Source organism: Corynebacterium guangdongense, from assembly GCF_030408915.1.
Lineage (GTDB): Bacteria > Actinomycetota > Actinomycetes > Mycobacteriales > Mycobacteriaceae > Corynebacterium > Corynebacterium guangdongense.
Map to the genome: position 1 here is coordinate 2,631,897 of NZ_CP047654.1, position 26,066 is coordinate 2,657,962.

At 69.7% G+C, this 26,066-nt stretch carries 17 protein-coding genes; 2 read left to right on the forward strand and 15 right to left on the reverse strand.

Annotated elements, in window-relative coordinates; translation table 11 throughout:
- Positions 1-97: 97 nt before the first annotated feature.
- On the forward strand, positions 98-787 hold the full coding sequence (locus tag CGUA_RS12400) for a response regulator transcription factor (protein ID WP_290196153.1): 690 nt from the start codon (positions 98-100) through the stop codon (positions 785-787).
- The gene (locus CGUA_RS12405) at positions 784-1,878 is read left to right on the forward strand and encodes a sensor histidine kinase (RefSeq protein WP_290196155.1); all 1,095 of its coding nucleotides are present in this window, start codon (positions 784-786) and stop codon (positions 1,876-1,878) included. Before CGUA_RS12400 ends, CGUA_RS12405 begins: the two co-directional genes overlap by 4 nt.
- 71 nt (positions 1,879-1,949) lie before the next feature.
- Here CGUA_RS12405 and CGUA_RS12410 read toward each other — a convergent pair whose 3' ends face one another.
- The 15 genes from CGUA_RS12410 to CGUA_RS12480 all read right to left on the reverse strand — a co-directional run bounded on the left by CGUA_RS12410 (position 1,950) and on the right by CGUA_RS12480 (position 25,991).
- Positions 1,950-3,503 carry an acyl-CoA carboxylase subunit beta gene (locus CGUA_RS12410; RefSeq protein ID WP_290196157.1) on the reverse strand — a complete coding sequence of 518 codons (1,554 nt, stop codon included), beginning with the start codon at positions 3,501-3,503 and terminating at the stop codon, positions 1,950-1,952.
- Positions 3,503-8,386: a polyketide synthase Pks13 gene (gene pks13 / locus CGUA_RS12415; protein ID WP_290196159.1), complete on the reverse strand. Its 4,884-nt coding sequence runs from the start codon at positions 8,384-8,386 to the stop codon at positions 3,503-3,505. Before pks13 ends, CGUA_RS12410 begins: the two co-directional genes overlap by 1 nt.
- A gap of 149 nt (positions 8,387-8,535) precedes the next feature.
- Positions 8,536-10,125 carry a thiamine pyrophosphate-binding protein gene (locus CGUA_RS12420; protein ID WP_290196161.1) on the reverse strand — a complete coding sequence of 530 codons (1,590 nt, stop codon included), beginning with the start codon at positions 10,123-10,125 and terminating at the stop codon, positions 8,536-8,538.
- Positions 10,126-10,232: 107 nt separating this feature from the next.
- The gene (locus CGUA_RS12425) at positions 10,233-12,077 is read right to left on the reverse strand and encodes a FadD32-like long-chain-fatty-acid--AMP ligase (RefSeq protein WP_290196162.1); all 1,845 of its coding nucleotides are present in this window, start codon (positions 12,075-12,077) and stop codon (positions 10,233-10,235) included.
- A 169-nt stretch (positions 12,078-12,246) separates the two neighbouring features.
- Entirely contained in the window at positions 12,247-13,167 is a 921-nt protein-coding gene (locus CGUA_RS12430) for a cutinase family protein (RefSeq protein ID WP_290196165.1), read from the reverse strand.
- Between the two features lie 122 nt (positions 13,168-13,289).
- A complete protein-coding gene (locus CGUA_RS12435; protein WP_290196168.1) occupies positions 13,290-13,871 on the reverse strand; it encodes a DUF732 domain-containing protein in 582 nt (193 codons plus the stop codon).
- A gap of 30 nt (positions 13,872-13,901) precedes the next feature.
- A complete protein-coding gene (locus CGUA_RS12440; protein WP_290196170.1) occupies positions 13,902-15,851 on the reverse strand; it encodes an alpha/beta hydrolase-fold protein in 1,950 nt (649 codons plus the stop codon).
- A gap of 415 nt (positions 15,852-16,266) precedes the next feature.
- Positions 16,267-17,301, reverse strand: a complete 1,035-nt coding sequence (locus CGUA_RS12445; protein WP_290196172.1) for an alpha/beta hydrolase — start codon at positions 17,299-17,301, stop codon at positions 16,267-16,269.
- A 221-nt stretch (positions 17,302-17,522) separates the two neighbouring features.
- Positions 17,523-19,523, reverse strand: a complete 2,001-nt coding sequence (locus CGUA_RS12450) for an arabinofuranosyltransferase AftB family protein (RefSeq protein ID WP_290196174.1) — start codon at positions 19,521-19,523, stop codon at positions 17,523-17,525.
- Positions 19,524-19,534: 11 nt separating this feature from the next.
- Positions 19,535-20,506 carry a decaprenyl-phosphate phosphoribosyltransferase gene (locus CGUA_RS12455; RefSeq protein ID WP_290198394.1) on the reverse strand — a complete coding sequence of 324 codons (972 nt, stop codon included), beginning with the start codon at positions 20,504-20,506 and terminating at the stop codon, positions 19,535-19,537.
- A gap of 65 nt (positions 20,507-20,571) precedes the next feature.
- The gene (locus CGUA_RS12460) at positions 20,572-21,123 is read right to left on the reverse strand and encodes a phosphatase PAP2 family protein (protein WP_290196176.1); all 552 of its coding nucleotides are present in this window, start codon (positions 21,121-21,123) and stop codon (positions 20,572-20,574) included.
- Complete coding sequence (locus CGUA_RS12465) at positions 21,113-23,038, reverse strand: glycosyltransferase (protein WP_290198395.1); 1,926 nt, start codon at positions 23,036-23,038, stop codon at positions 21,113-21,115. Before CGUA_RS12465 ends, CGUA_RS12460 begins: the two co-directional genes overlap by 11 nt.
- A gap of 221 nt (positions 23,039-23,259) precedes the next feature.
- Positions 23,260-23,874 (reverse strand): three-helix bundle dimerization domain-containing protein, encoded by a 615-nt coding sequence (locus CGUA_RS12470; protein ID WP_290196178.1) that lies wholly within the window; start codon positions 23,872-23,874, stop codon positions 23,260-23,262.
- 633 nt (positions 23,875-24,507) lie between these two features.
- Entirely contained in the window at positions 24,508-25,134 is a 627-nt protein-coding gene (locus CGUA_RS12475) for an arsenate-mycothiol transferase ArsC (RefSeq protein ID WP_290196180.1), read from the reverse strand.
- Positions 25,135-25,340: 206 nt separating this feature from the next.
- Positions 25,341-25,991, reverse strand: coding sequence for an arsenate-mycothiol transferase ArsC (locus CGUA_RS12480; RefSeq protein WP_290196182.1), 651 nt, complete (start codon positions 25,989-25,991; stop codon positions 25,341-25,343).
- Positions 25,992-26,066: the final 75 nt, after the last annotated feature.

The following is a 26,066-nucleotide window of genomic DNA, read 5'->3' on the forward strand; positions in this document are numbered from 1 at the left end:
TCATTCCACCAGTCGGATGTGTGGCTTCTGAGGGGACAGGCGTGAAGATTGCGTGAAGCGCTTCTGAGGGCCGGATCCATGAGCCACAATGGACACTGTGAGCAGAACGATCCTTGTCGTCGACGATGAAGCCGCCATTCGGCGCGTGCTGCGCCAGTACCTGGAGGCGGACCACCACCGCGTCCTCGAGGCCGACACCGGCCGGGCCGCCCTGCGCCTGCTCGAGCAGGAACACGTCGACCTGGTCCTGCTCGACATCGGACTGCCGGACATCGACGGTTTCCAGGTCCTGTCCACCCTGCGCCGTACCCTGTCCACCTACGTCATGGTGGTCTCCGCCCGGACGGAGGAAACCGACAAACTCGTCGGACTCAACGTCGGCGCCGACGATTACGTGACCAAGCCCTTCAGCGTCCGCGAGGTCGCCGCCCGCATCAACGCCGTGTTCCGGCGCATGGACAACGCCCGGGAGGGCACCGACGACGTGCTGCGCTTCGGCGCACTGACGATCACCCCCGAGGCCAGGGAGGTCCGCCTCGATGACTCACCCGTCGAGCTCTCCGCGCTGGACTTCGACCTGCTGCTGGCGCTGGCATCGCGTCCGGGCCGGGTGTGGTCGCGCCAGCAGCTGCTCGAACACGTGTGGGGCTACGACTTCTACGGCGACGACCGGGTCGTGGACGTGCACATCCGCACTATCCGCCGCGCGCTCGGCGAGGACGCCGACGCGCCCCGCTTCATCGCCACCGTCCGGGGTGCGGGCTACAAGTTCGTGGGCCGGCCATGACCACCCGCCTACGGACCCGGCTGGTCGTCTCCCACGTCGCGGTCGCCCTGGTGTCGCTGGCCGCTACAGGCCTGCTGGTGGCGATGCTGGCGCGAGAATTCATCGGCCGACGTCTGGGCGTGGCGGACTCCCCCGGCCCTGGTGGCCGCGGCCCCGGCGGCGGCGTCGGCCCGCAGATCATGACGGCCGTGACCGAGGCGCTCCTCATCGGCCTGCTCGTCGGCGTCGTCGCGGCGGTGCTGCTCGGCGTCGTCGCGTCCCGGCGCATAGCCCGATCCCTGGAGGACATCAGGGACGGCACGAGCAGGCTGGCCCAGGGCGACTACTCGGCGGCGCTGCCCTCCTCGACGATCACCGAACTCGATGAGCTCGCCACGGACATCCGCGCCATGGCCGACCACCTGGCGGAGACCGAGAAACGCCGGACCCGGCTGATCGGGGAGGTCGGCCACGAGATGCGCACGCCGCTGACGGTCATCGACGCCCAGATCGAGGCCATGCTGGACGGGGTGATGCCCCTCGACGGGGACAGCCTGGCGCCCCTGGCCGGGGAGTCGCGCCGCCTGCGCCGGCTTGCCGACGACCTGTCCTCCCTCTCCCGGGCGGAGGAGGGCCGCCTGTCGCTGCGAACGGAGAAGACGGACCTGTCGGGACTGGTCGCCCAGGTCACCGATCGTCTGGCCCCACAGCTGGACGACGCCGGCATCGCCCTCGAACGGGCGGTGTCCCCGGCGCCGGTCGAGGCGGATCCCGACCGCATCTCCCAGGTCATCACCAACCTCATCGGCAACGCCATCCGCGCCACCCCGCCCGGCGGAACCGTCACGGTCACCTGCTCCGCGCGGGACGGCCGGGCGGTCGCGGAGGTCAGCGACACCGGGGAAGGCATCGCCGCCAGGGACCTGGACACGATCTTCGAACGTTTCTACCGGGTCCCCTCCCGGCGCACCGTCGGCGGGGACCCGGGCTCCGGCATCGGGTTGACGATCTCGCGCAGCCTCGCCCAGCAGCACGGCGGCACCCTCACCGCCGCCTCGGCCGGGCCCGGCCGGGGCGCGACCTTCACCCTCTCGCTGCCGTTGACGGACTGACCTGAACGGCAGAACCCGGCCCCGCTTCCCCGTACACGGGGGCGGGGCCGGGTTCACGCGGGGAGCCGGGCCTACATCGGCATGATGTTGTGCTTCTTCGGCAGATCCTCGACGTTCTTGGTGCGCAGCTGGCGCAGTGCCTGGCGCAGCATGAGACGGGACTCGTGCGGCTGGATCATGGCGTCGATGTAGCCGCGCTCGGCCGCGACGTAGGGCGAGGTCATGGTCTCGTCGTAGAAGTCCATGAACACCTTCTTCATGTGGTTGCGCTGCTCCTCGTCCTCGATCTGGGCGAGCTGCTTGCCCTGGATCATGACGACGGCGGCGGCCGAGCCCATGACGGCGATCTGGCCGGTCGGCCAGGCGAAGTTGAGGTCGCCCGCCAGGTTCTTGGAACCCATGACGGCGTACGCGCCGCCGTAGGCCTTGCGCACGATGAGCGTCACCTTCGGCACGGTCGCCTCCACGGCGGCGTAGGCCAGTTTGGCGCCGCGGTGGATGAGGCCCTGCCGCTCCTGCTCCACGCCCGGCAGGTAGCCCGGGGTGTCGACGATGAAGACGATCGGGATGTTGTAGGCGTCGCAGATGCGGATGAAACGGGCGGCCTTGTCCGCGGCGTCGGCGTCGATGCACCCGGCCAGGTGCATCGGGTTGCTGGCCACGAAGCCGACGGAGCGACCGTCGATGCGCCCGAGCGCGGTGATGATGTTCGGGGCGAAGTTCTCCTGCAGCTCCAGCAGGTCCCCGTCGTCACCGAGCTGCTCGAGCAGGTCATGCATGTCGTAACCGGCGTTGGTGTCGTCGGGCAGGAAGGTGTCCAGCTCGTCGCCCGGCTCGCCCATGACCTCCTCGTCGGCGGGGGCGGGCACGACGGGGGCGTCGTCGAAGCAGGTCAGCGGCATGTGGCCGAGGTAGTCGCGGACGTAGTCGAAGGCGTCCTCCTCGTTGGCCACCACGGCCTGCACGTTGCCGTTGAGCTCCTGCTGGCGGGCACCGCCGAGCTCGGCCGAGGAGATCTCCTCGCCGGTGACCTCCTTGATGACGGCCGGGCCGGTGACGTACATCTCGGCCTCGCCGTCGACGGCGACGACCAGGTCGGTGGTGACCGGGGCGTAGACGGCGCCGCCGGCGGACTTGCCCATCATGATGGAGATCTGCGGGCTGCGGCCGGACAGCGGAAGCTGACGGCGGGAGATCTCCGAGTACATGGCCAGGGAGGTCACGGCGTCCTGGATGCGGGCGCCGCCGGAGTCCTGGATGCCGATGACGGGCATGCCCATGCGGATGGCGAACTCCATGATCTCGACGACCTTCTTGCCGAAAGTGACGCCGACGGAGCCGCCGTAGACGGTCTTGTCGTGGGCGTAGACCGCCACCGGACGGCCGTCGATGCGCCCGTACCCGGTGACGACGCCGTCGGAGTAGACCGCGTCCTTGTCGCCCGGCGTCTTGCCCAGGGCGCCGATCTCGGCGAAGGTGCCGTCGTCAAGCAGGCGGTGGATGCGCTCGCGCGGGGTCGAGCGTCCGGCCTCGTCGCGGCGGGCGCGGGCGCTCTCGGAACCGGGGTCCTGCGCCTTCTCCAGGCGCTCGCGCAGGTCAGCTAGCTTCTCTGCAGTGGTGCTCACTACTTGATCCTCTTCATCATGTGTGCGCCGACGATACCGATGACCGGCTCGTCGGGAACCGCCAGGTGGTCGCCCGGCAGCTGCACGATTTCCAGGTCCTTGACGATCTTGCCCCAGCCGCCGTCCTCGTCGATGTGGGCGTAGGCCGGCTCCAGTTCGATGGCGCCGTCATGCATGCGCTCGGAGCGGAACAGCAGCACCGGCACGTCGACCTCGGCCCAGCGGCGGAAGTCGATGCGGGCCAGAATCTGGTTGTCCACGAAGGACGCCCGCTGGTGCTCCAGCACGCCGGCGGACAGGCCGTGCGCGGAGGCGTCGGTGCTGGCCAGGTAGTGCTCGAGCATGCCGAGCATGGCCTCCTCGCCGGCGGTCTCCAGCAGCTCGACGGGGACCTCGAACTCAAGTCCGTAGGTCCGGGCCGCGAAGTCCGCGTAGCGCTGCCAGCGGGCCTTGGTCTCCTCCATGGTGTCCGGGGCGGGCTCGGACGGCTGGGTGGTGTCCAGCAGCGCGATGAAGTCCACCGCCACGTCGGTGTCGCGGAGCTGGTGGGCGACCTCGTAGGCCAGCGCGCCGCCGAAGGACCAGCCGCCGAGAACGACGGGCCTGCCCTCGGAGTAGCGGACGATGTCCGCCACGTAGGCGGCGGCGCGGTCCTCCAGGCTGCCCTCCAGACGCTCGACGCCGTAGACGGGGACGTCGGAGTCCAGGCGGCGGCTCAGCGGCTCGTAGACCACCGAGGAGCCGCCGGCCGGGTGGAACATGAACACGGCCGGCTTGTCGCTGCCTTCCGTGCGCGGGCGGAGCACGCGCACGTTGCCCTCCACGGCGGTCTCCAGGCCCTCGCGAACCAGGTCCGCCAGCGGCTCGAGGGTCTGCGCCTGCCGGACGGCGTCCGCGGTCACCTCGATGCCGGAGCGCTCGCTCAGTCGCTCGGCGATCTCCGCGGCCTGCTCGTCGGTCAGCGGCGGCAGCTCGCTCTTGACGCCGGCGGCGGCTTTGCCGGTCGCCTTGGCCCAGGTGCCGAAGACCATGCGCTCGGAGGCGTCGCGCGGGGCGACGCCCACGCCCGCCGGCGCCGGGCCGGAGGGCACGTCGGCGGCGGTGAGGCCGGCCTCCGGATGGCCGGCGACCTCCTGCGGCTCCGGCGTCACGGCCGGGGCGGGGGCCGGCTCGTGGCCGCGGCTGGCCACCGCCTCCTCGACCATCGCGACGACGTCGGCGACGGAGGCGTCGCGAAGCGCCTGCACCTGCAGCGGCGGGATCTGGAAATCGTTCTCGACGCGGTTCTTGATGCGCATGCCCATCAGCGAATCCAGGCCCAGGTCGATGAGCGGGAGTTCGGCCGGCAGGTCGTCGACGTCGTAGCCCATCGACTCCGAGACGATGGCGCGCAGGCGGGCCTCGACGGTCTCGCCGGAGGCGGGATCCCAGCGGACGGCCTCGACCGAGACCTCGTCAGTGGAGATGCGCAGGGCGTCGTACTGCTCGGTGACCGCGGCGGTGGCCGCCTCGACGGTGGCGGCGTCGGCGACACCCGGCAGCGCGGCGCCGGCCGTGCCCGTCGCCCCCAGGGTGGAGGCGAAACCTTCGGCGACCAGCGTGCCGGTCCCGTTCTCCGCGACGGCGTGGACCGTGATCCGCAGACCGCCCAGGCCGGGGTCGACGATGGTGGTGACCTCACCGGAGGCCGGCAGGGTGGCGCGATCCTCGGTGGCGACCAGCTCGGCGGCCGGGTTCACGGCCGCGGCGGCGGTCTCCATGAGCGCGATGGCGCTCGGCGCCTGGTCGGCGTCGGTGGCGAAGGCGACCCGACCGTCCGGCAGGGTGACGCGGGTGCCCGGCAGGCCGCTGGCGGCCCGGGTCGAGGACGGCCGGGCGTTGGTCCAGTAGCGGTGGCGCTTGAACTCGGTCAGCGGCGCGCTCAGGCGCGGGCCGTCACCGTAGGCGACGCCGAAGTCGATCGGCGCGCCCTGGACGTAGAGCTTGGCCAGCAGGTCGCGCAGGCTCTCGGTCTCCTCGACCTTGCGCTTGAGCGCGAAGAGCAGCTGGACGTCGGACTTGCCGACGCTGAAGGCGGTGTTCATCATGCCCATGATCGCCACCGGGTTCGGCGCGATCTCCACGAGCGTCTCGTGGCCGGCGGCCAGGGCCTGCTCGGTGGCGTCCTGCAGCCACACCGGCTGGCGGGTCATGCGCAGGAAGTAGCGGTCGTCATGGACGACGGCGCCCGGCTGGTAGACCTCGCCGCGGTCGACGGAGGAGTACAGCGGAACGGTGATCGGACGCGCCTCCACCCCGGCGATCTCGCCCTCGAGCTCGCCCATGATTGGATCCAGCGCGGAGGTGTGACCGGAGCCCTTGACCTGCAGCTTGCGGGCGAACTTGCCCTCCTCCTCCAGCTGGGCGACGAGCGCGTCGACGGCCCTGTAGTTGCCGCCGACGGTGGTCATCCCCGGGCCGGCGTAGACGGCCGGCTCGACGTCGGGAAGCTCGGTGTGCTCGGAGTTGAACTCGGCCAGCTGTTCGCGGGTGAGCTCGACGACCGCCATGGCGCCCTCGTTCTCGGTGCCGGCGAGCATCTCCTCGCCCTCACCCATGAGGCGGGCGCGGTGGCAGGCGATGAGCATGGCGTCCTGGGCGGAGATGCCGCCGGCGGCGTAGGCCGCGGCGATCTCGCCCATGGACATGCCGATCACGCCGGCCGGCGTCGCGCCGAAGGCGGCGAGCAGGTCGGTGACGGCGATCTGGATGGCGGTGATGGTGACCTGGGCGGTCTCGGTGTTGTAGGTCTGCTCGTCGTCGCGGATGAGCTCCAGCATGGACCAGCCGGACTCGAAGTCGACGAAGGCGTCGAGCTCCTCGAGGCGGGCGGCGAACAGCGGGCTGATCTCCAGCAGCTTCTTGGCCATCTTGCGGTGCTGGGAGCCGAAGCCGGAGTAGACGAAGACCGGGCCCAGGGTCGCCGGGGAGTCGGCGGCGACGGAACCGAGGGAGGTCTTGCCCTCGGCGATCTTGCGCAGGCGGGTGACGGCGTCGGCGACGGTGTTGGCGGTCACCGCGGCGCGGGCGCGGCCGTGGTTGCGGCCGGCCAGGGAGCGCGCCACCGGGACGAGGTCCTCGTCGGCACGGCCCTCGAGGAAGTCCGCGAGCACGGCGGCCGCCTGGCGACGGCGTGAGGCCAGCAGGCCCGAGACCGGCAGGACGACGCCGTTCGGATCCTCGGGATCGATGAGCTGGGACGGGGCCGGCTCCGAAGCCGACTGCGCGACCTCTGCGTCGAGGTCGAGGTAGTCGGCCGGATCGAAGTCGCTGACGACGACGTGGGCGTTGGTGCCGCCGAAACCGAAGCCGGAGACGCCGGCGATCTTGCGGCCGGAGTACTCGGGCCACTCGCGCGGGTCCTCGACGACCTCGAGATGCTCGGCGTCGAAGTCGATGTAGCGGTTGGGCTCGCTGAAGTTGATCGAGGCCGGGATGGTGTCGTTCCGGATTGCGCCGACGACCTTGATCAGGGCGGCCGCGCCGGCGGCCGACTCGGAGTGGCCGATGTTGGACTTCACGGAGCCGAGCAGCGTCGGGTTGGCGGCGGTGCGGCCCTCACCCAGGACTGCGCCCAGGGCGGTCGCCTCAATCGGGTCGCCGAGGATGGTGCCCGTGCCGTGGGCCTCGACGTAGTCGACCTCGCGCGGGTCGACGCCGGCGTCGGCGTAGGCGCGCTCGAGCACGTCGACCTGGGCCTCCGGGTTCGGGGCGGTCAGGCCGTTGGAGTGGCCGTCGGAGTTGACGGCGGAGCCCTTGATGACCGCGAGGATCTCGTCACCGTCGGCCATGGCGTCCTCGACGCGCTTGAGCACCAGCACACCGGCGCCCTCGGCGCGGACGAAGCCGTCGGCGTCGTCGGAGAAGGCGTGGATGGCGCCGGTCGGGCTGATGACGCCGAGCTCGCCGAAGGCGGTGGAGACGAACGGACTGGCCAGAATGTTGACGCCACCGGCGATGGCGACGTCGGCCTCACCGTCGCGCAGGGCGCGCACGGCGTAGTGCGTCGCCACCAGCGAGGAGGAACAGGCCGTGTCGACGTTGACGGACGGGCCCCGGAAGTCGAAGGCGTAGGAGATGCGGTTGGGGACGATGGAGCTGGCGGTGCCGGTCAGGGCGTAGGGGTGCGCCTCCGCCGGATCCGCGGTGATCATCATCCCGTAGTCGTTGTTGGAGGAGCCCACGAAGACCCCGACGGACTCGCCGCGCAGCTCATTGGCCGGGATGTGGGCGTTCTCCAGGGCGTGCCAGGTCAACTCGAGCAGGATGCGCTGCTGCGGGTCCATGTTGGTGGCCTCGACCGGGGACAGGCCGAAGAACTCGTTGTCGAAGGCCGCGATGTCCTCGAGGTAGCCGCCGGCGGTGGAAACGGACGCCATCTTCTCCACGACGACCTCGTCGCCGGAGTATTCGGACCAGCGGCCCAGGGGGCGCTCCGAGGTGGCCGAACGCCCCTCGGCCAGCAGGTCCCAGTAGGCGTCCTTGTCCTCGGCGCCCGGGAAGCGGGCGGAGACGCCGACGATGGCGATGTCGTGCACGCCAGGCTTGTCGGCGCGGAGCGGCGCCCGTCGGGCCGTCCGGGCGGCCTGCTCGCGACGCGGTTCGCCCTCGATCAGCCGCTTGGCCAGCTGCGCGATCGTCGGGTACTCGTAGGCGATGGTCGCGTCGAGCTGGGTGCCCAGGAGATTCTCCAGCTCCCCGGACATGACGACGGCGTCCCGGGAGGACAGGCCGTAGCGTTCGAGCGGCGTGGTCTCCGTGACCTCCGAGGGGTCGACGCCGGTGATGTCTGCGACCCAGTTCTTCAACCAGGCCACAAGCTCCTGTTCGGTCATCGAGCTCATGAAGCAGCCACTTCCTTACGTCATTCGGGGGTATCTGGACCTTTATCGGACTATTGTTCCACGGCGTTTCTTTCCGCAGGCAAATCGCGGTCGTGGTGTGTCCCGTTCTTATAAAGTTGTCCACTCTACAGCCGCATCCGTCGCACTGGCTAACCGTCAGGGAGGGAATGCGCTATGGGCTCCGCCGCCACCCTGCGAATGAAGGGGGCGACGACGCTGCGCGAGACCCGGCAGTCGATCAGATAGGTGCCCGCCGCTCCGGCCGCCAGCCACTCCCGCGCTCCGGCCAGGTCCGCGTGCGTGCGCACGGTGTCCGCCCGGGCGCCCAGACTGCGGGCGACACCGGCGAAATCCACCTCGTCGATGAGCATCGCGCGCTCGCGCAGCCCGGCCGGAGCGTACTGGTGGATTTCCGCGCCGTAGGCGGCGTCGTTGACCACCACCACGAGGCAGCGCTCCGCCACCCGGATGAGCGTGTCCAGGTCGGCCAGCCCCATGAGCCCGCCGCCGTCTCCGGTCACCGCCACGACCAGCCGCTCCCCTGCCGCCGCGGCGACGCCGACGGCCGCCCCGAAACCCATCCCGATCGACTGCACCGCGGTGCCCTGCATGATCATGTGGTCGGGCCCGGCCAGGTCCAGGTACAGGTTCGGCCAGGCGATGAAGTGTCCGCCGTCGACGGTGACGAGCTTGTCCACGGGCAGCATGTCGTTGAGGGCGGTGAACAGGCCACGGGGATCCAGTCGGCCGTCCGGGGCGAGCTCCCCGCCCGGCTCCGGCGGCGGGGGCGGGTTCCGCGATGCGGGGCGCCGCCGCAGATCAGCGACGACGTCGGCCACGTCCCCGCGGAGGAAGACGCCGACCCGGGGATGCGTCGCCGCCGGCGCCCGGTCCACCTGGATCACCCGCGCCCCCGGACCGAAGGCCGCCCCGGAGTCCACGGTGAAATCGTTGAGCCCGGCGCCGAGGACGAGGACGACGTCGGCGGCGCGAATCTCCTCCGGACTCGTGTTGAAGCCCCCGCAGACGCCCAGGTCACGCACGCCAGCCAGCCCGTGGAAGATCCCCCGCGCCGGGGCCGTCGTCGCGACGTCCGCACCCAGGCGCACCGCCAGCTCACGGACGTGGGCGACGGCGTCCCGGGCGCCCCGGCCGGCGAGGATGAGGGGTCGCTCGGCGTCGGCGAGCAGCGCGGTGACGTCGACGGGAGCACGCTCGCGGACGGGCAGGCTCAGCCCGGGGGGCTCCGGGTCGGTGCTCGGCACGGTCGCCACGTCCCGCGGGACGGCGACCACCACCGGAGTGCGCCCCGTGAGCGCGGCGCGGGCCGCCTCGATGACGGCGGTGGCGGCGTAACCGGGGTGGACGGTGAGGGTGGCCACGCCCAGCGCCCCCGCCAGGGACTCCTGGTCGACGTCGGCGGACCGGCGCCCCGAGCCAGGGGCGCAGCCGGTGACCAGCAGCAGCGGGGTGCCCGCGACGCGGGCGTCGGCCAGCGCGGTCAGGGTGTTGAGGAAGCCGGGGCCGTGGGTCGTGGTGGCTACGGCCAACCGACGGCTCACGCGGTGGTGGGCGTCGGCGGCGGCGACGGCGGCGACCTCATGGCGCACCGAGAGGATGGGCCGGCCACCCCGCTCCAGGGCGTCGATGAGGTGGGCGTTGCCGTTACCCATCAGCCCGAACGTGACGTCGGTGCAGCTGAGCAGGGCGGCCGCGAGGGACTGCGACACCGTGATCATGGGGCGCACCTCCGCCGGAGACAGTGACCTGGACCACCCCGAGAGTAACAGCAAAGGCCCGGGGACCAGGACTGGTCCTCGGGCCGATGGGCCGACTGCGGCTATGGCTAGCGCTCGGCCAGGTACGCCTTCTGGTTCACGCGACGGGCGATCTTGCCCGAGGAGGAGCGGGCGATCTCGTTCGGGGCGTGGAAGCGGATCTCGGCCGGGGTCACGCCGTGGGTGGAGGCGACCGCCGCGCGGATGTCCTCGACGGCGGCTTCGTCGCCGGAGGAGTCGGCGTCGTCGGCGCGCTCGACCAGGATGACCAGCTGCTCGGAGGCCTCGCCCGGGATGGCGAAGGCGGCGATGGAGTCGGCTCGCACGTGGGCGCTGGCCTCCTGGACCGTGGCCTCGATGTCCTGCGGGTAGTGGTTGCGACCGGCGATGACGACCAGATCCTTCAGGCGGCCGGTGATGTAGGTTTCCCCGTCGATGATGGTGCCCAGGTCACCGGTCGCGAGCCAGCCCTCGTCGGGGAAGCCCTCGGCGCGGGACCCCTCGCCGAGGCGCTCGCCGAGCTTCTGACCGAAGGTCTCGGCGGTGTCCTCCGGGCGGTCCAGGTAACCGGCGGCGGTGTTCTGGCCGTTGGTCCAGATCTCGCCGACCAGGCCGTCGGCGAGCTCCGCCTTGGTCTCCGGGTCGACGATGGTCAGGGCCTGCGGGCGCACGACCTGACCGTTGGAGGCGAAGGCGACGGCGTTATCGCTGCCGCGCTCGACGAGGACGGCCTTGCCGCCGGCCAGCTCATCACGGTCGAAGTGGGAGATGACCGGACGGTTCTCGGTCTGGGGCGTGGTCACCAGCAGGGACGCCTCGGCCAGGCCGTAGGACGGGCGCAGCGCCTCGCGCTTAAGGCCGGCCGGGACGAAGACCTCGGCGAAGTTCTCGACGGCGGACTCGGAGACCGGCTCCGACCCGATGATGATGCCGTCCACGTTGGAGAAGTCCTGGCCCTCCTCCGGCTTGCCGTAGCGCACGGCCAGCTCGAGGGCGAAGTTCGGGACGACGGCGTAGGTGTTGACGTCGTTCTCACCGCGGGAGGCGAGCTGGCGGGTCCAGCGGGACGGCTGCTGGATGAAGTCGCGCGGGCTCATGATCTCCATCGGCAGGCCCAGCATGATGACGAACACGGCGAGGATGATGCCCATGTCGTGGTGCAGCGGCAGCCAGGTGACCAGGCGCAGCGGCATCTGCAGCTTCGCGCCCGCGAAGATCTGGAGGACGTTGGTGAGGATGGAGCGGTTGGTCAGGACCACACCGGCCGGGGTGCGGGTGGAACCGGAGGTGTACTGCAGGAACGCGGTGGTGTCGATCGGCAGCTGGGTGGCCATCATCGCCATCTGCTGGCCCTGCAGGGTCGACGCCGGGTTCTGGTAGGACTCGGCCAGGGTGTCCGGCAGGGAGTCGACGGAGAGGATGCGCGGACGCTCGCGGGAGGGGATGTCCGCGAAGTGTTCGCGGACCGCGCCGGCGGAGGCCTTGTTCGTCAGCACGACGGTCGGCTCGGAGTCGCCGATGACGGCGCGGAGGTGGTCGCCGTGACCCGGCTCGTTCGGGTCGTAGAGCGGGACCGGGACCATGCCGGCGTAGAGGGCGCCGATGAAGCCGAAGAGGTACTCCGGCGAGTTTCCGGCGAGAATGGCGATGCGGTCACCCATCTTGGCAACCTGCTGCAGACGCGCGGCGACGGCCTTGATGCGGGTGTTGATCTCGGTGCGGTTGTAGTCCACCGCCACGCCTTCGCGCGACTCGGAGAAGTCCCAGAAACGGATGCAGTGACGCTCACCGCCGCCCATCTGCAGGTCACCCTGGTACATCAGCTCCGACAGACCCGCCAGGGTCAGCTGCGGGGCGAGCCGGATGTTGCCGCTCTCGTCGAAGAACTGCGCGATCGCCTTCTCAAGATCCATGGGGTGTTGCCTCCGTGGTAAGTGGATTTCGGATGAGGGTTGTCGTGTCCGGCCAGCACGAGGGGGCGACCGTCCGATTCTGTACGTTCCCGGGTAAACCTATCAGGTTCCCAGGCCATTCAGTTAGTCTGACAAAAGTTCCCGCGTGTTACACGTGGGACGGAAAATGCTACTGGTTGATCAGCCCGTGCGCCCAGTCAATCGCCCACTGCGTGGTGGTGGTTCCGGGAATGACGTCGGGGTTGCTGGCGTACTGCGCATGGATCCCGGTGGCCTCCACCAGGCCCATGGCCCGGTCGATGCCGTTGCCGATGTCGTAGGGGGCGTCGCAGACGGAATCCTCCGGCGCGCAGATCTGGTAGGTGCGGTCCGCCAGCGCACCGAAGCCGTTGGGCCGCTCCCCCGTCATCGTCGCGCCGGGCACGACGAACTGGATGAGTCCGCTGACCGGCTGGAGGGAAATCTCGGCGCCGATGCCGTCGACCTCCACGCCCGGGTTGACGCCCACGCCGGGCTCCCGGCGGCCGTCGGCGATCAGGGCGACGCCCCTGACCTTCTCCGCCGGAATCACGCCCTGCCCGCCACCGATCTGGTCGGCGACGTCGCCGGTGATGACGGCGCCCTGCGAGAAGCCCATGAGGATGAAGTCCGTGGACGGGCAGGTCTGGTGGATGTGCCGGAGCTCGCCGGTGACGCGGGCGGTGCCCTCCGCCCGGGACTCGTCGTAGCTCATCTCGCCCTGGGAGTTGATGTTCTTGAACTGGGCGGTGTACGGGGTGGTCCAGACGCGCACGTCGTTGATGTCGTAGGCGGCCTGCAGCGGCCCGGTGATCGACAGCATGAAGGAGTTGGGGTTGAACGTGGGGTTGAAGGGGTCGTCGGTCGGCCAGGACTCCCACGTGCCTCCGGTCGAGACGATCTCGACGTCGGGGCACCAGTCGGGTTCTGTGATCTCCTCCAACCCCGGCAGGTCGTCGCGCTGGGACTCGGGAATCGGCGAGCGATCCGACGAGGACAGCCAGGAGTACGCGCCCGCGCCGATCAGGACGAGAACGAGCACGACGGCGATGACGGTGATGGCTTTGCGCATGGGGGTCTTCCTCAGGAGTGGTGAACAGAACCCGCCCGGGGACGGACGGGTTCTGGTGGTGTCGGGCCGTGCCCGCCGACGGGGCCTAAATTGGCCCCGGGCACGCCGGTGACAAGCCCGGGCTAGGGGCAGTAGGACTCGCGGGCGGCGTTCTCGAGGATTTCGCTGACGTCCTCGGCCGGAAGATCGGTCCGGTCCTGCGCGGTCAACTGGCCGGCGACGGCCAGGGCGGTGGCGTCCGACACCGGCCCCGACTCCTCCGCGCACACGGTGCGGGCGGCGCCGATCAGCTGGGACTCGACGCCCTCGACGTTGATCCCCTCCTCGGCCACGGCCGTCAGGAAGGACTCGTCCTCCCTGCTGTGCGCCGGCTGCTGTTCCGGAATCTCGGAGATCTCCCGGGCGCCCCGGTCTTGCGGAGCGGGCGGGGCAGGCGCGGCGACACCCGCGCTTTCCGACGGCTCCGAGGACCTGCCGGTCCCGGTGTCCTTGTCTTTGTCCTTGTCCTCTGACGCTTCCGAACTCGCCGGGGACGTCGAGGACGTCGAGGACGTCGCGGAACGATCCAGCGGTGCCACGCTGGTCTCCCCGGTAGCCTCCACGTCGTCACTGGTGACGGTGGTGCCACCGCAACCGGCCAGGAGCGTCGCCGAAGTGGCGAGGGCCCCGATCATGGTGATCAGGCGGGTACGGGTCAGCATCATGTCTCCAATCCTGCCGGACGTTAATGCCGGTTAGTTGCGGGAATCCGTAACGACGCCGGAGAGCTCCCTGATGGTGCCGCCCTGGAAGTCCTGGGTCAGGCCACCGGCCGGGATGCGGGTGGTGTCGGTGGTCGGGTAGCCGAACTCGCCGCGCTCCCAGTTGGCCGCGCCCCAGTGGTCGAAGATGGCGCCGTAGAGGACGACGTGGGCTCCCGTCGCGGGGGACCAGTAGATGTTGCCGTTCTCGAACCGCTGGAAGGCACCGCCCTGGAGCGGGATTTCGTCGGAGGTCGGGTAGCCCAGGTCGGAGTCGGCGGTGCCGATCTCGCCGTACTTGGCGCCGATGGCCCCGTGGACGACGGCGTTCTTGCCGTCGGCGGAGCGGGTCAGCCAGCCGTTCTCGAACTTCTGCACCAGGCCCCCGTCGATCTCGACGCCCTCGGCCACCGGGAAGCCGATCTTGGAGTTCTCCCAGCCCTGGGTGCCCCAGTAGGTGAACATGTCCTTCGGGATGGCGTACGCGCCGTTGGCGGCGGTCCAGTAGATGGAGCCGTTCTCGAAGTGGACGTAGCGGCCGCGGCCGTCCGGGGTGACCCGCTCTCCGGTGACCGGGAAGCCCAGCCAGCTGGTCGCGCCGCCGAGCTGGCTGTACTTCGCCAGGATGCGGCCGTAAAGGGCGTGCGCCCCGGTGTCCGGGGACCAGAAGGCGGTGCCGTTGCGGAAGTCCTGGGCACGGCCCTCGCCTTCCTCACCGACCGGGTACTCGTTGTTGACGCAGGAGCCGATGATGCCGCTCATGGTGGCCTGGGCGATGGCGCCCCCCACCACGCAGTCGGCGCCGCGGTCCTCGGCCGAGATCTGGAGGGCGTTGGCCATCTGCGGCCACGCTTCGTTGAGCTCGAACTGCCAGTAGGCCCAGTTATGGGTGCCGGAGGGACGGAACCTGGCGGTGACGGGGACGTCGGCGCGCTTCGCGTAGTCGACGAAGGTCTGGGTGGACATGCGGGCGATGATCTCGAGGCCGACGCCGGCGAGGTTGGACGGGTGCTCGGCGACGGAGTCCTCGAGGCCGTAATCGTCCTGGCCGGAGCCGGAGGAGACGTAGACGCTCGTGTCCTTGAGCGCCTCGATGCCGAGCTTCGGATCGTGGTCGATCCAGTCCTGGGAGTAGGCCGGGCCCCACATCTTCGTGGAGGTGAAGCCGCCGGCGTCCATCTGGGCGGCGGCGATGGCCTCCGGCATGCCGGTGGTCGTGGTGTCGAGGTAACCGGAGAAGGAGCCGACGAAGTCGAAGAGGTAGGGGTGACGCTGTGCCAGGTTCATGGCGGCGGTGCCGCCCATGGACAGGCCAACCACGGCGCGACGGCCGTTGGAGCGGAACTCGTTGTCCAGGATCGGGACGAGCTCCTGGGTCAGGAAGGTCTCCCACATGTAGTGGGTGCCCTGGTCCGGCTGCTGCCAGTCGGAGTAGAAGGAGGACTGGCCGCCGATCGGCAGAATGACGTTGACGTTGCGGTCGGCGTACTGCTGCTTGATGTTCGTCTCGATGGTCCAGCCGGACTCGTCGTCGCGGGCGCGCAGGCCGTCCAGCGCCCAGACCTCCGGGTAGGTCTTCTCCGGGTTGGCGTGCCAGTCGCGGGCCAGAAGGATGTCGACCTTCTGCAGCTTGTCCGGCATGGCCGCCGACTCAATGTAGACGCGGACGTGGCGGGATTCGAGCCAGTCGACGCGTTCGACGGAGACTCCCGCCGGCAGCCCCTGGACGTCCGGGTAGGTGGTGTTGACCGGGGTACGCACGGGCGGCTCGCCCGGCGCGAAGCCGTCGGAGAAGGAGGAGCCCAGGGAGGACTGTGCGCTCACGGCGGGCACGGTGGTCACACCCATGAGGAGGGCGGCCGGCAGGGCGATGAGCGCTGCGCCACGACGGCGCAGATTCGGGACGTTCTTCGGGGAACGGGAGGACGATGCGGTGTCGCGCATGGGGACGATCCTTTTGGTCAGCGAGGGTGGTCGAGGGTTTCCAGGGGCAACTACTGGATCGACCGCACCGGTCGCGCGGTTACAGGTGGCCGGGTGGCGTCGGCGCGGCGCTCCCCCCGTCCGGTGTCGCGGACGCGGTCTGCCGTGAGGACGCCGCCCGGCCTGGCCCACCCGCCGCCGCCGGCCCGGCCCGGGAGTTCCCCGCTCCCGGGATGGGTCCTGACGGCGACGGGCGCACAGCCGGTGCGGTCTTGCGTGTCAGGGGCTGAAGATGAAGTTGTGGACGCCGTGGGGGCCGGAAATGACCGAGGCCCCGGAGGTCACCCAAAGCTTAAGTGTAACTTGAGACTTTGGTGGGTGACACTCCGGGACCGGCGCCCACTTCTGTCACGGACGTGGCGGGCGGGGCTGGGGATTACCAGGCGTTCATGGTGTCCAGGACCAGCGGCCTGGTCTTGTTGAGCTGCCAGCCGAACTGGTTCCAGTTGTGGATTCCGGTCGACGGGTAGTCCTGCTGGACGTTGATGCCGGAGGCGACCGCCTTGGCGGACCAGGCCTTCGTGGACAGGTTGGCGACGGCCTCCAGGAACATCGCCGAGGCCACGTGCTGCGGGAGGATGCCGGCGTCCTCGCGGGCCGGGATTCCGGAGCCGGCGGAGACGTAGACGTTGTCGGCGCCGCGCAGGCCGTCCATGTTGTAGAACGGGTCGTTCTCGAAACGGCGCGGGCTGACCATCGAGCCGTACATGGCGTTGAGGTTGAATCCGCCGGCGTCCCACAGAGCCATGCGCAGCAGGGTCTGGGCGCCCGGCGCGGTGGTGGTCAGGTAACCGGAGAAGCTGAGGGCCTGGCGGAACTGGTCCGGGTAGCGGGCGGCCAGGTTCAGCGCGGCGGTGCCGCCCATGGACAGGCCGGCGATGGCGTTGTTGTTCCAGGCGACGCCGAAGTGCTGCTGCAGGTAGGCCGGCAGCTCGTTGGTGAGGAAGGACTCCCACTGGTAGTTGACCGGGTTGTCCAGGTCGTAGGTGGCCGGGCCGTTCCAGTCCGCGTAGAAGGAGCCGGCGCCGCCGATCGGCATCACCAGGGTGATGTTGGAGTTGTTGAAGGTCGCCGCGGCGTTGACGTCGTTGATCCAGGCGTTGGTGTGGTTCGTGGCGCGCAGGCCGTCGAGCAGGTAGTAGCCGGCGTTGCCGCCGCGGGCGGCCGGCTGGATCTGGACGGCGATGTTGCGGCCCATGGACGGGGACCAGACGTCGCAGCGCTGGACCCACCAGCCGTGGGCGTCCCACTCGCAGGCGCCGGTGGCGTCCGGGCGGAGCCAGCCGCGCGGCTCGGCGTCGGCGGTGACCGCGCCCGGTCCCGCGACCATGAGTCCCACGGCGGTGGCGACGGCGACGATCAGGGCAAGAATGGTTGTGTGGATGCGACGCAGACCTGCGGTGGCAGACATCATCTCTCCGGTCTCCTAAAGCTTTTCGACTCTCCCCCGCCCGCGGGATCCGTCCCCGGGCGGGAGCTCACTGGCGTTTCACCCCTGCCTCCCGGCGGAGTGTTACGAGTTTCGACCCGGGGGCGTCACCCCCGTTCCGTTACCCGGTCGTTATCTTTGGGGAACTGTAGCACAGCGAAGAGAATGCTGAAACCGACCTGACACCCGTGGGGCGCAAGGGACTACCACGCGATGCGCGGGCCGGCGGTGCCCGGCGGCGTCGGCAGGCCGTCGACGTCCCCCGCCCGGACCCGCTCCTCCGTCCTGGCGACGTACTCCTCGATTTCCCTGACCACGGAGTCGTCGAGGTGGTCGCGGGGATCGAGCGAGATCTCCAGCCGGCGGCCGTCGCCCAGCGAGTAGGCGACGTTGGCCCAGAACCGATCCCAGCTCATCGGTTCCCGCGAGCTGGCAAGCAGCTCGGAAATCTCCGGGGAACGCAGCGCGGCGCGCGCCAGGATGGCCCCCTCGCGGTCGTACCACGCCGGCACACGGTTGAGGTCGGCGTCGGTGTCGGCGATCTGCCATTCCCAGGGCAGCCACTTGTCGTGGCCCACGCGGCCGTCCTCGTCGCGCGGCTGGCGGGCGCCGACCGGGGTGGCCAGACCGACCGTGTCGAGCACGCGCAGCTCCAGCGGCGAGTTCATGCTCGTCATGCCCAGGTTGATGAGATACATCGTCGGATCCAGCGCCCGCAGATCTGTCTCCGCGGCCTGGCGCGGTTCGGTGAACCAGGCGTAGCGCTCCGGTTCCGAGCTCACGGCGACGGAGATCATCACCGCCCCGTCCGTGGTCAGGGTGTGATCGACGGCCTCGCTCCAGTTGCCCAGCGCCTTGGCGGGCAGGAAGTCCTCGGCGGTGCGTGGCGGATCGCCGGGGTCCCGGCGCGTGGCGTTGCTCCAGAACTCACGCTCGTCGACGATGCCGAGCTCGCCGTCCTCGTAGGCCTGCCAGTCGACGGGGTGGCCGCGCAGCCCGACGAGCACCGCCCACCCGACGACCGCGGTGGCGCCGAGGCCGAGCACCAGCGCCGGAAGGAGGGCGGGGGCCGCCACGTCCACGAGGGGAATGACCATCAGCGGCAGCATCAGCGCGAAGAGCGGCAGCAGCAGCATCCGGCCATGCATGAAGTCGCCGCCGACGCGGATGATGTAGAGCACGTGCAGCGACGCGGCGAGCACGACGAGCACGACGACGCCGGTGCGGGAGCGCAGTCGCAGGCGGCCCGGTCGGCGCTCCGGGCGGGCGCGGGTGACCACCTGGCAGGTCGAGGCCCACCACATGAGGACGCCGGCCATGCCCAGCGCCACGGCCAGCGCCAGGAAGAGGCCGTAGGGGTCCGCCAGGTCGCGCACGTAGCCCCAGCCGGAGGCCCACTGCGCGTCGGAGGCGGACTTGGCGACGGCCGTGTGCGGCGTGATCAGCCCGTAGTAGCCCATCCGGAAGAGCTGGTAGCCGGCCGGGACCGGCAGGGCCACGGCGAGAATCCCCAGCGCCACCCGCCAGTTGCGGGCGCTCAGCAACAGGAGGATGCCCGCCAACCCGCCGTAGAGCGCCAGCTCAGGGCGCACCAGCCAGGACAACCCGCACCAGAAGGCCAGCCAGTAGGTGACGGCGTCGCCGCGCGCGTGGCGACGGCCGGTGGCGCGCACCCAGTTGACCAGCAGCAGCCACAGCACCGCCAGCCAGAAGATGGACAGGCCCCACTCCAGGCCGCTGGTGGCGAAGTCGCGGGCCGGCGGCAGCGCCAGGTAGATCAGGCCGCCGAACGGGACGAAGAGCAGCGTCGGGGTGCGGTACATCCGCGCGGTCGCCGCCCCGGCGACACCGACGGCGGCGACGGTGAAACCGAGCGCCAGCACCATGGCCACGTACTCGAGCTTCGCTCCCGTGACCGCCGCGCCGAGCCAGATGACGTACTGCCACAGGGTCGAGGTGTTGGCCTCGACGCGTTCGCCGACGTTGAACACCGGCCCGTTGCCGGCCAGCAGGTTGCGGACGGTGCGCAGGACGATCAGTCCGTCATCGCTGATCCAGCGGCGCAGCCAGCCACCGACGGCGGCAACGAGCACGAGGACGAGCACGGACAGGGCCGCCGTCACCGCGGAGAGCTGAGCTCTCCGGTTCGGTGAGGCGGCCCGGTCGGAAGCAGTAGTCGTAGAAACGGCTGTGGCTGTGGCCATGGTGGCAGATGTTACCCCGCCACGAGCGGCGCCACGTAGACGGCCATCACGATGCAGAGCACCCAGAGGATGGCCAGGCTGAGCAGAACACGGTCGGAGAGCGCGATCTCGTCGGGCGCGCCACCGTCGCCCTTGTCGATGGTGGCGGCGAAGCGCAGAATCGCGATGAGGAAGGGGACGATCGAGACCTGGTACCACAGCGACGCGAAACTGCCGACGTCCTGGGAGAGCTCGAAGGCCCACAGCGCGTAGGCCATGACGACGCTGGTCGCCGACAGGGTCCACACGAAACGCAGGTAGGTCTGCGTGTAGCCGGCCAGGGACTTGCGGATCTTGGCGCCGGTGCGCTCCGAGAGCAGCAGCTCCGCGTAGCGCTTGCCGGAGGCCATGAACAGCGAGCCGAAGGCCGCCACCATGAGGAACCACTGGGACAGATCGATGCCCGCCGCCACGCCGCCGGCCATCGCGCGGAGCATGAAGCCCGAGGAGATGAGCGCGATGTCGATGACCGGCTGGTGCTTCCAACCGAAGCAGTAGCCCAGCTGCAGCGCGATGTAGACGGCGATGACGACGGCCAGGCCCATGCCGCTGGTGGCCAGCAGCGACAGCCCGATGGCGGCGATGATGAGCACGACGGCCATCGCGTAGGCGAGGTTCTTCGACAGCATCCCCGAGGCGATCGGGCGGAAGCGCTTGGTCGGGTGCTGCCGGTCGGCCTCCACGTCCATCGCGTCGTTGATCAGGTAGATCGAGGAGGCGCCCAGGCAGAACACGATGAACGCCAGCAGAACGTCGCCGGCGACCTGCCAGGTGAAGGCCTCGATGCCCGCCGCCAGCGGGGCGGCGACGACGAGGACGTTCTTGACCCACTGCTTGGGACGCAGCGCCTTGATCATCGCGTCGGGCAGGTTCTTGGGGGGCTGACGCTTGCGGGTGTTCTCGATGCCCTCGTTGTGCGGCTCCGAGTGGAAGATGCCCGGCACGTGCTGATCGGGGTGCTGCTCGGAAACCTGCCCGGTCACCGGTTCCGACTGCTGGTGCGGATGGCTCACCTGGTACGCCTTTCAATCTCGGTGACGGCGCCTGCGGTGGCTGCGCCGATGGCTGCCCCGGCCAGCGTGTCGGTCGGGTAATGCACTCCCAACACCATACGGGACGCCATCATGACGGGCGCGCCGAGAAGCGGGAGCGGGGTGCCGGTGATTCTTGCGACCGCGACGAGGAAAGCCGTGGTCGAGGTGGAGTGCGAGGAGGGGAAGGACAGTCGCGAGGGGGTTCCCACGCCGACGGTGATGCGCGGGTCGGTAGGCCGGTGGCGCCGGAAGATGCGCTTGACGACGACGCTGGTGGCGTGCGCGGTGAAGGCCGACACCCCGACGGCGGCCCACCGCCGGCGACCGATGCGCGCCCGTTCGGTGTCCCCGCCGCGCAGGTTCGCGGCCACGCCGAGTCCGGCCAGCACGTACCAGCCGAGACCGTGCTCCCCGAAGTGGGAGAGCTGGCGGGCGGCCGGGGCAGCCCAGCCGGGGGCGAGGTCCTGGACCGCGACCAGCAGGTCGGCCTCGACGTCGTTGAACTTGGCGGTCCCGCTACTGGGCATCGAAAACCTTCTTCCACTCGTCACGGGAGGTCAGCTCAGCCTCCGCCGCGCGGTAGGCGGCCTTCAGCTCGTCGAAACGCTCGACGATCTCGCCGTGCAGCGCCGTCGTCTCCTCCCACAGCTTCCTGGCCAGGTCGCGGTCCCGCTTGCGGAACGCCACACCGGTGCCGCCCGCGGTGGACACGGTCGCGGAATCGACCTGCGCGAGGGTGAACCAGCGCGCCTCCCCCGCGGTGAGGTTGAGCTGCGGCGCCTCGTGGTGCGCCGGGTTCTCCTTGCTCATCAGGTGCTTCGCGGACTTCAGCAGCCACGGAATCTTCCTGATCTTGCCCAGCCGGCCGCCCACGTCGCGCGTCGGCACGCCCGGTGCGCCCGTGGCCGGCGGGAGCTCGCTTGCCGACGCAATGACCTGCGCGTCGGAGTAGCGCGAGCGAATCTGCTGGACCTTGGGCAGGTCCGACTCCAGCGAGCCGAAGAGACGGTCCGGGCCGGCGAGGAAGTCCTTCATCGCCTCGATCTGGATGGCCAGCGTCGAGTACTCCATGCACATGATGTGCTTGAGCGTGGACTTGCGCATCGACGCGGTGATGCCCCGGGCGTCGCCATGGTGGTGCAGGGCCGCGACGATGAGGCGGTTGCGGGTGTGGAAGTAGGCCTGCCAGTCGATGGCGTCGTCCTTGTCGGCCCAGGCCATGTGCCAGATGGCCGCGCCCGGCCAGGTGACCGTCGGGAAGCCCTCCCGGGTGGCGCGCAGGGAGTATTCGGTGTCATCCCACTTGATGAACAGCGGCAGCGGCTGGCCGACCTGCTCGGCGACGACCGTCGGGAACAGGCACATCCACCAGCCGTTGTAGTCGACGTCGATGCGGCGGTGCAGCGGCGAGGAGTCGTAGGCGTCCGGGTTCTTCGCCTGGTCGGCCGGCTTCCGGTAACCCAGCGGGTACTCGGCGAAGTCGTGGTCGTAGACCGAGTGCGGCGCCGCGCCCCACATGAAGTCGGCCGCGTCGACGACCTCGCCCATGGTGCGCAGCTGGGAGCGGTCCTGCAGGTTGAGCATCTGGCCGCCGACGAGGATCGGGCTGGCGGCGTAGCGCGCGGCCTGGACGGCACGGAGGATGGAATCCGGCTCGATGGCGATGTCGTCGTCCATGTAGAGGATGTACGGGGTGTCGGAGTGCTCGCGGACGGCCTCGAACATGATTCGGGAGTAGCCGCCGGATCCGCCGAGGTTGCCCTGACGGAACTCGTGGAAGCGCTCCCCCAGCTTCGCCTTGGCGTCGGCGAAACCCGGCTCGTCGGCCGGGTGCTGGTTGCCCTGGTCCGGCATGAGCACCGCGTCGATGATGGAGTCGACGACCGGGTCGCTGGTCAGCGCCTCGAGGGCGGCGACGGCGTCGGCCGGGCGGTTGAACGTCGGGATGCCGACGGTGACGCGTTCCTCGAAAGGGCCGACCTGGGTGCCGTCGGGCATGGTCTGCGCGCCGGCGTCGACCGGGGCGACCCAGGCGGCGTCGGCGAGCGTGGCGTCGGTCTCGGCGGTGAGGTCGAACCAGAGCCAGCCACCGTCCTCGAAGTTGCGCAGGTTGAGGTCGAAGGTGACGGTCTCGTCGGTGACGAGGCGGTTCTCCACGGAGACGCGGGTGCCGTCAACCTTGGAGCGGTAGACGCTGACCATGGCGGTGCCGGTGACGGTCATGGCCAGCTGGACGGAATCCAGCTGGGACCAGCGGCGCCAGTAGGAGGCGGGGAAGGCGTTGAAGTAGGTCTCGAAGGACGCCTCGGCGCCGGCCGGGATACTCAGTTCGAAACGGCTGTCCCAGTGCAGACGCTCCTTGTTCTGCTCAGCCTCGACGAGGTAGAGCATGCGGACGTCGTGCGGCTCGCCGCGGCGGGGCAGAAGAATGCGCGCCAGCACCCGCTCGCTGACGAGGGGGGACGAGGCCTGCGGGGCGTCGTGGGCGTGGGTCGGTGTGTTCACGGTGCGAGAAACTACTTTCTTGTCGACACTCTTGGGTCAACACAGTAGTAGGCCGGAGCGTCCGGTTGGCGCACTCACACGCGTGAAGCCGGAAAAGAACCCGCCCCTGCGCATTCGGAGCGAATGCCGCGGGGCGGGTTCGGGGGTCGTTGCCGGTATTAGGCGGCCAGGGCCGGGCCGACGGTGCGCGGGGCGAGGGTGTTGAGCATCCTCATGACGCGAATCTCGAGGTCGTCGGCGAGCTCGCGGGCCTGCTCGATCGTCGTGGCCTCGATGTCGCCGAAATCCCAGACGACCTGGCGGATGCCCGGCACGTCCTGGTTCTCCTTGTCGGTCATGTAGACGACGACGTCGGCGGCGTCCAGCGCACGCCCAGTGTGCTGACCGAAGGCGCGGTCACCGGCCCGGCGGGTCAGGCCGCGCTCGGCGAGGACAGACTCCAGGACGTCGTTGCCGAAGTTCTCCGGGTGGGTCGCGGCGGAGGTGGCCACGACGTCGTCGCTCAGGCGGTTGACGAGGGCGACGGCGGCGTCGGCGAGCGAGCGGTCGTCGCGGGAGACGAAGATGACTCGCTGACGCTTGTTCAGCCCGATCCCGTTGAGCTGCTCGGCGACCTCACGTTCGACGAGAACCGGGACGAACTCCTTGATGACGGCGGTGGCCAGGTGGCGCTGGTAGGTCTCGTCGAGCAGGGCGTCGATGGTCGCGGTGTCCACGGCGTGGCCGAAACGGTTGTGCAGGTCGGTGCGGATGGTGTTGAAGATGGCGCTCATGGTGAGCCTCCTTGAACAGGTGATGTGTTGGATGTGATTTTCGATCGGTGCGCGCGTCCCCTGGACTGCGCGGTGAGAACCGGACGTTCCGGCGGGAACCTCTGAGCAGAAGTTCCGGCTAGAAGTTCTGGTAAGCCCCGAAAACGGGGCCACTGGCGTTCGAGCGGTGACTTGTCACGGAAGGGCCCTCCTTATCTGCCACATCGTCGAGCCTTCGGTCCCCGGTCCAGTTGATGGGCAACCGGATCGTTAACAGGACCGACGTTCTTTGTTTACCATGTGTTAACCTACGCGCCCCCCGGCTTCCTGTCAAGGAAATTCCCAGGTCGGAAAAGCTTCACCTAGGAAAACGCCCCACATGCAGCGTCGTTGAGGTGGATAAAAATGAGGATTTTCGGACGAAAGAAGTTAACCTACGGTTCATCCAGGGCGTGATCCGGGTCTCCCGGCCTAGGAAAAGTGAGCTGACCACAGGCCCGGTCGGCGAGCATGCCCAGGGCAGCGGACCCCGTCCGGCGCACCACCCGGCCCGACCCGGAAAACGCCACGACCGCCGGGCAGGGCCAGGCGGTTCGGGAGTCGGGAAAACGTCGGAAGGGTCGGAGGGATCGCAGGGGCAGCCCGCCCCCACGGCTAGGAGGCGGCGCGCAGGACGCCGAGCTCCACGAGCAGGTCACGGACCCGGTCCTCCACGTCGTCGGCGATCGCCCGGATCTTGTCGGCGGAGGCGCCGACCGGATCGTCGATGGGCCAGTGCACGTAACGCTTGCCCGGGACGTTCGGGGTCTCGGTGACGCCCATGAGGACGATGACGTCGGAGAGGTGCACCGTCCGGGGGTTGACGCCCTCCAGATACAGACCGTCGAGGGGCACCCCCCGCTCCTCGAGGACGGTGATGACCTCCGGGGCCGGCGTCTTTCCGCCGTTGAGTCCCACGGAACGGATGACGAGGTTGTTGCCGGCGAGCTGCTTGGCCACGGCGGCGGCCAGCTGGGCTCGACCGGCGTTGTGGGCGGAGACGAACAGCACCTCGGGCCGCTCCTTGAGCACGCCGCCGTACCCGTCGGCGGCCAGGTCGGCCAGGTCCTCCACCGTCGCGCGCCCCACCGTGACCGGGAGGAAGTCCTTGACCGTGGCGCGCTCCTCCGCACGCGCGATGTTGGCGTCCAGGACCTCATCGATGACCTGTGGGGAGAGCTTGTCGTCGTAGGCACGGTGCAGATCGCGGCGGACGGCGGCGTAGCGGTCAGCGATGTTCATGGTCGGACACCCTTTCATGGCGTCAGGCGGGGCACCCTGAGTTACCCATTTGTTTACCTGGCGTTAACCTTAGTGCGCTCGCGCCCACCCCACAAGAACTGCGCTGAGGAACCTCGCGAGGAAGCACCCCCGGCAGGCCCCACCCCCTGCACCCGGACGGCCCCATCGCGAAAGAGCATCCACCGTGATGCCGCCGGACAACAGGTTCAGCCGGCCACCGGCAGCTTCTGCCTGTCCAGCAACGCCCGGACATGCCCCTCGATCTCCTCGATGACCCCAGCGACGCCGGCAGCGTCCATTCCCTCCGGGTCCGCGACATCCCAGGTCTCGGTGGCCCTGCCCTGATAGTCCCGCAGTTCCTCGGGGCCGATCAGCACGACGACGTCAGACTCGTAGATCGTGCGCGAGGTCAGCTGCTTGGGGTAGATCAGGGACGTGTCGTAGCCCCGCTCCTGCAGCTGACGAATGATCTCCGGATTTCCCATCGCCCGCGGCTCGGGCCCCACGGAGCGGAAGAGCGCCTGCTCCCCCGCCAGATGGCGGGCGATCACGGAGGCGATCTGGGAACGCCCGGTGTTGTGCCGGCAGACGAAGAGGATCTCGCGGCGACGCGTGTGCGCCCCGCCCAGCCAGGCGAGGTTCTCGATCTCCTCGGTCGCCTCACGTTCGACGATGATCGGAATGAAGGTCCGGATCTTCGCCGTCTCGGTGTGCTCCGAGATCAGCTCGTCGAGAATCCGGTCGATGTCCCTGGCCGCCAGCGCGTGATCGTAGCGGCGGTGAAGGTCCTCGCGCAGCGCCCTGAACTTCAGCGCGTTCGGGTCAGGGGCGTCGTCGGCGGTATCGGGCGCAGTCATGGGAAGTCTCCTTGGTCACCGTCCCGGGCCAATCGCCCGGTTTCCTGTCATGGGGAAAGGATGCCCCAGTCACGC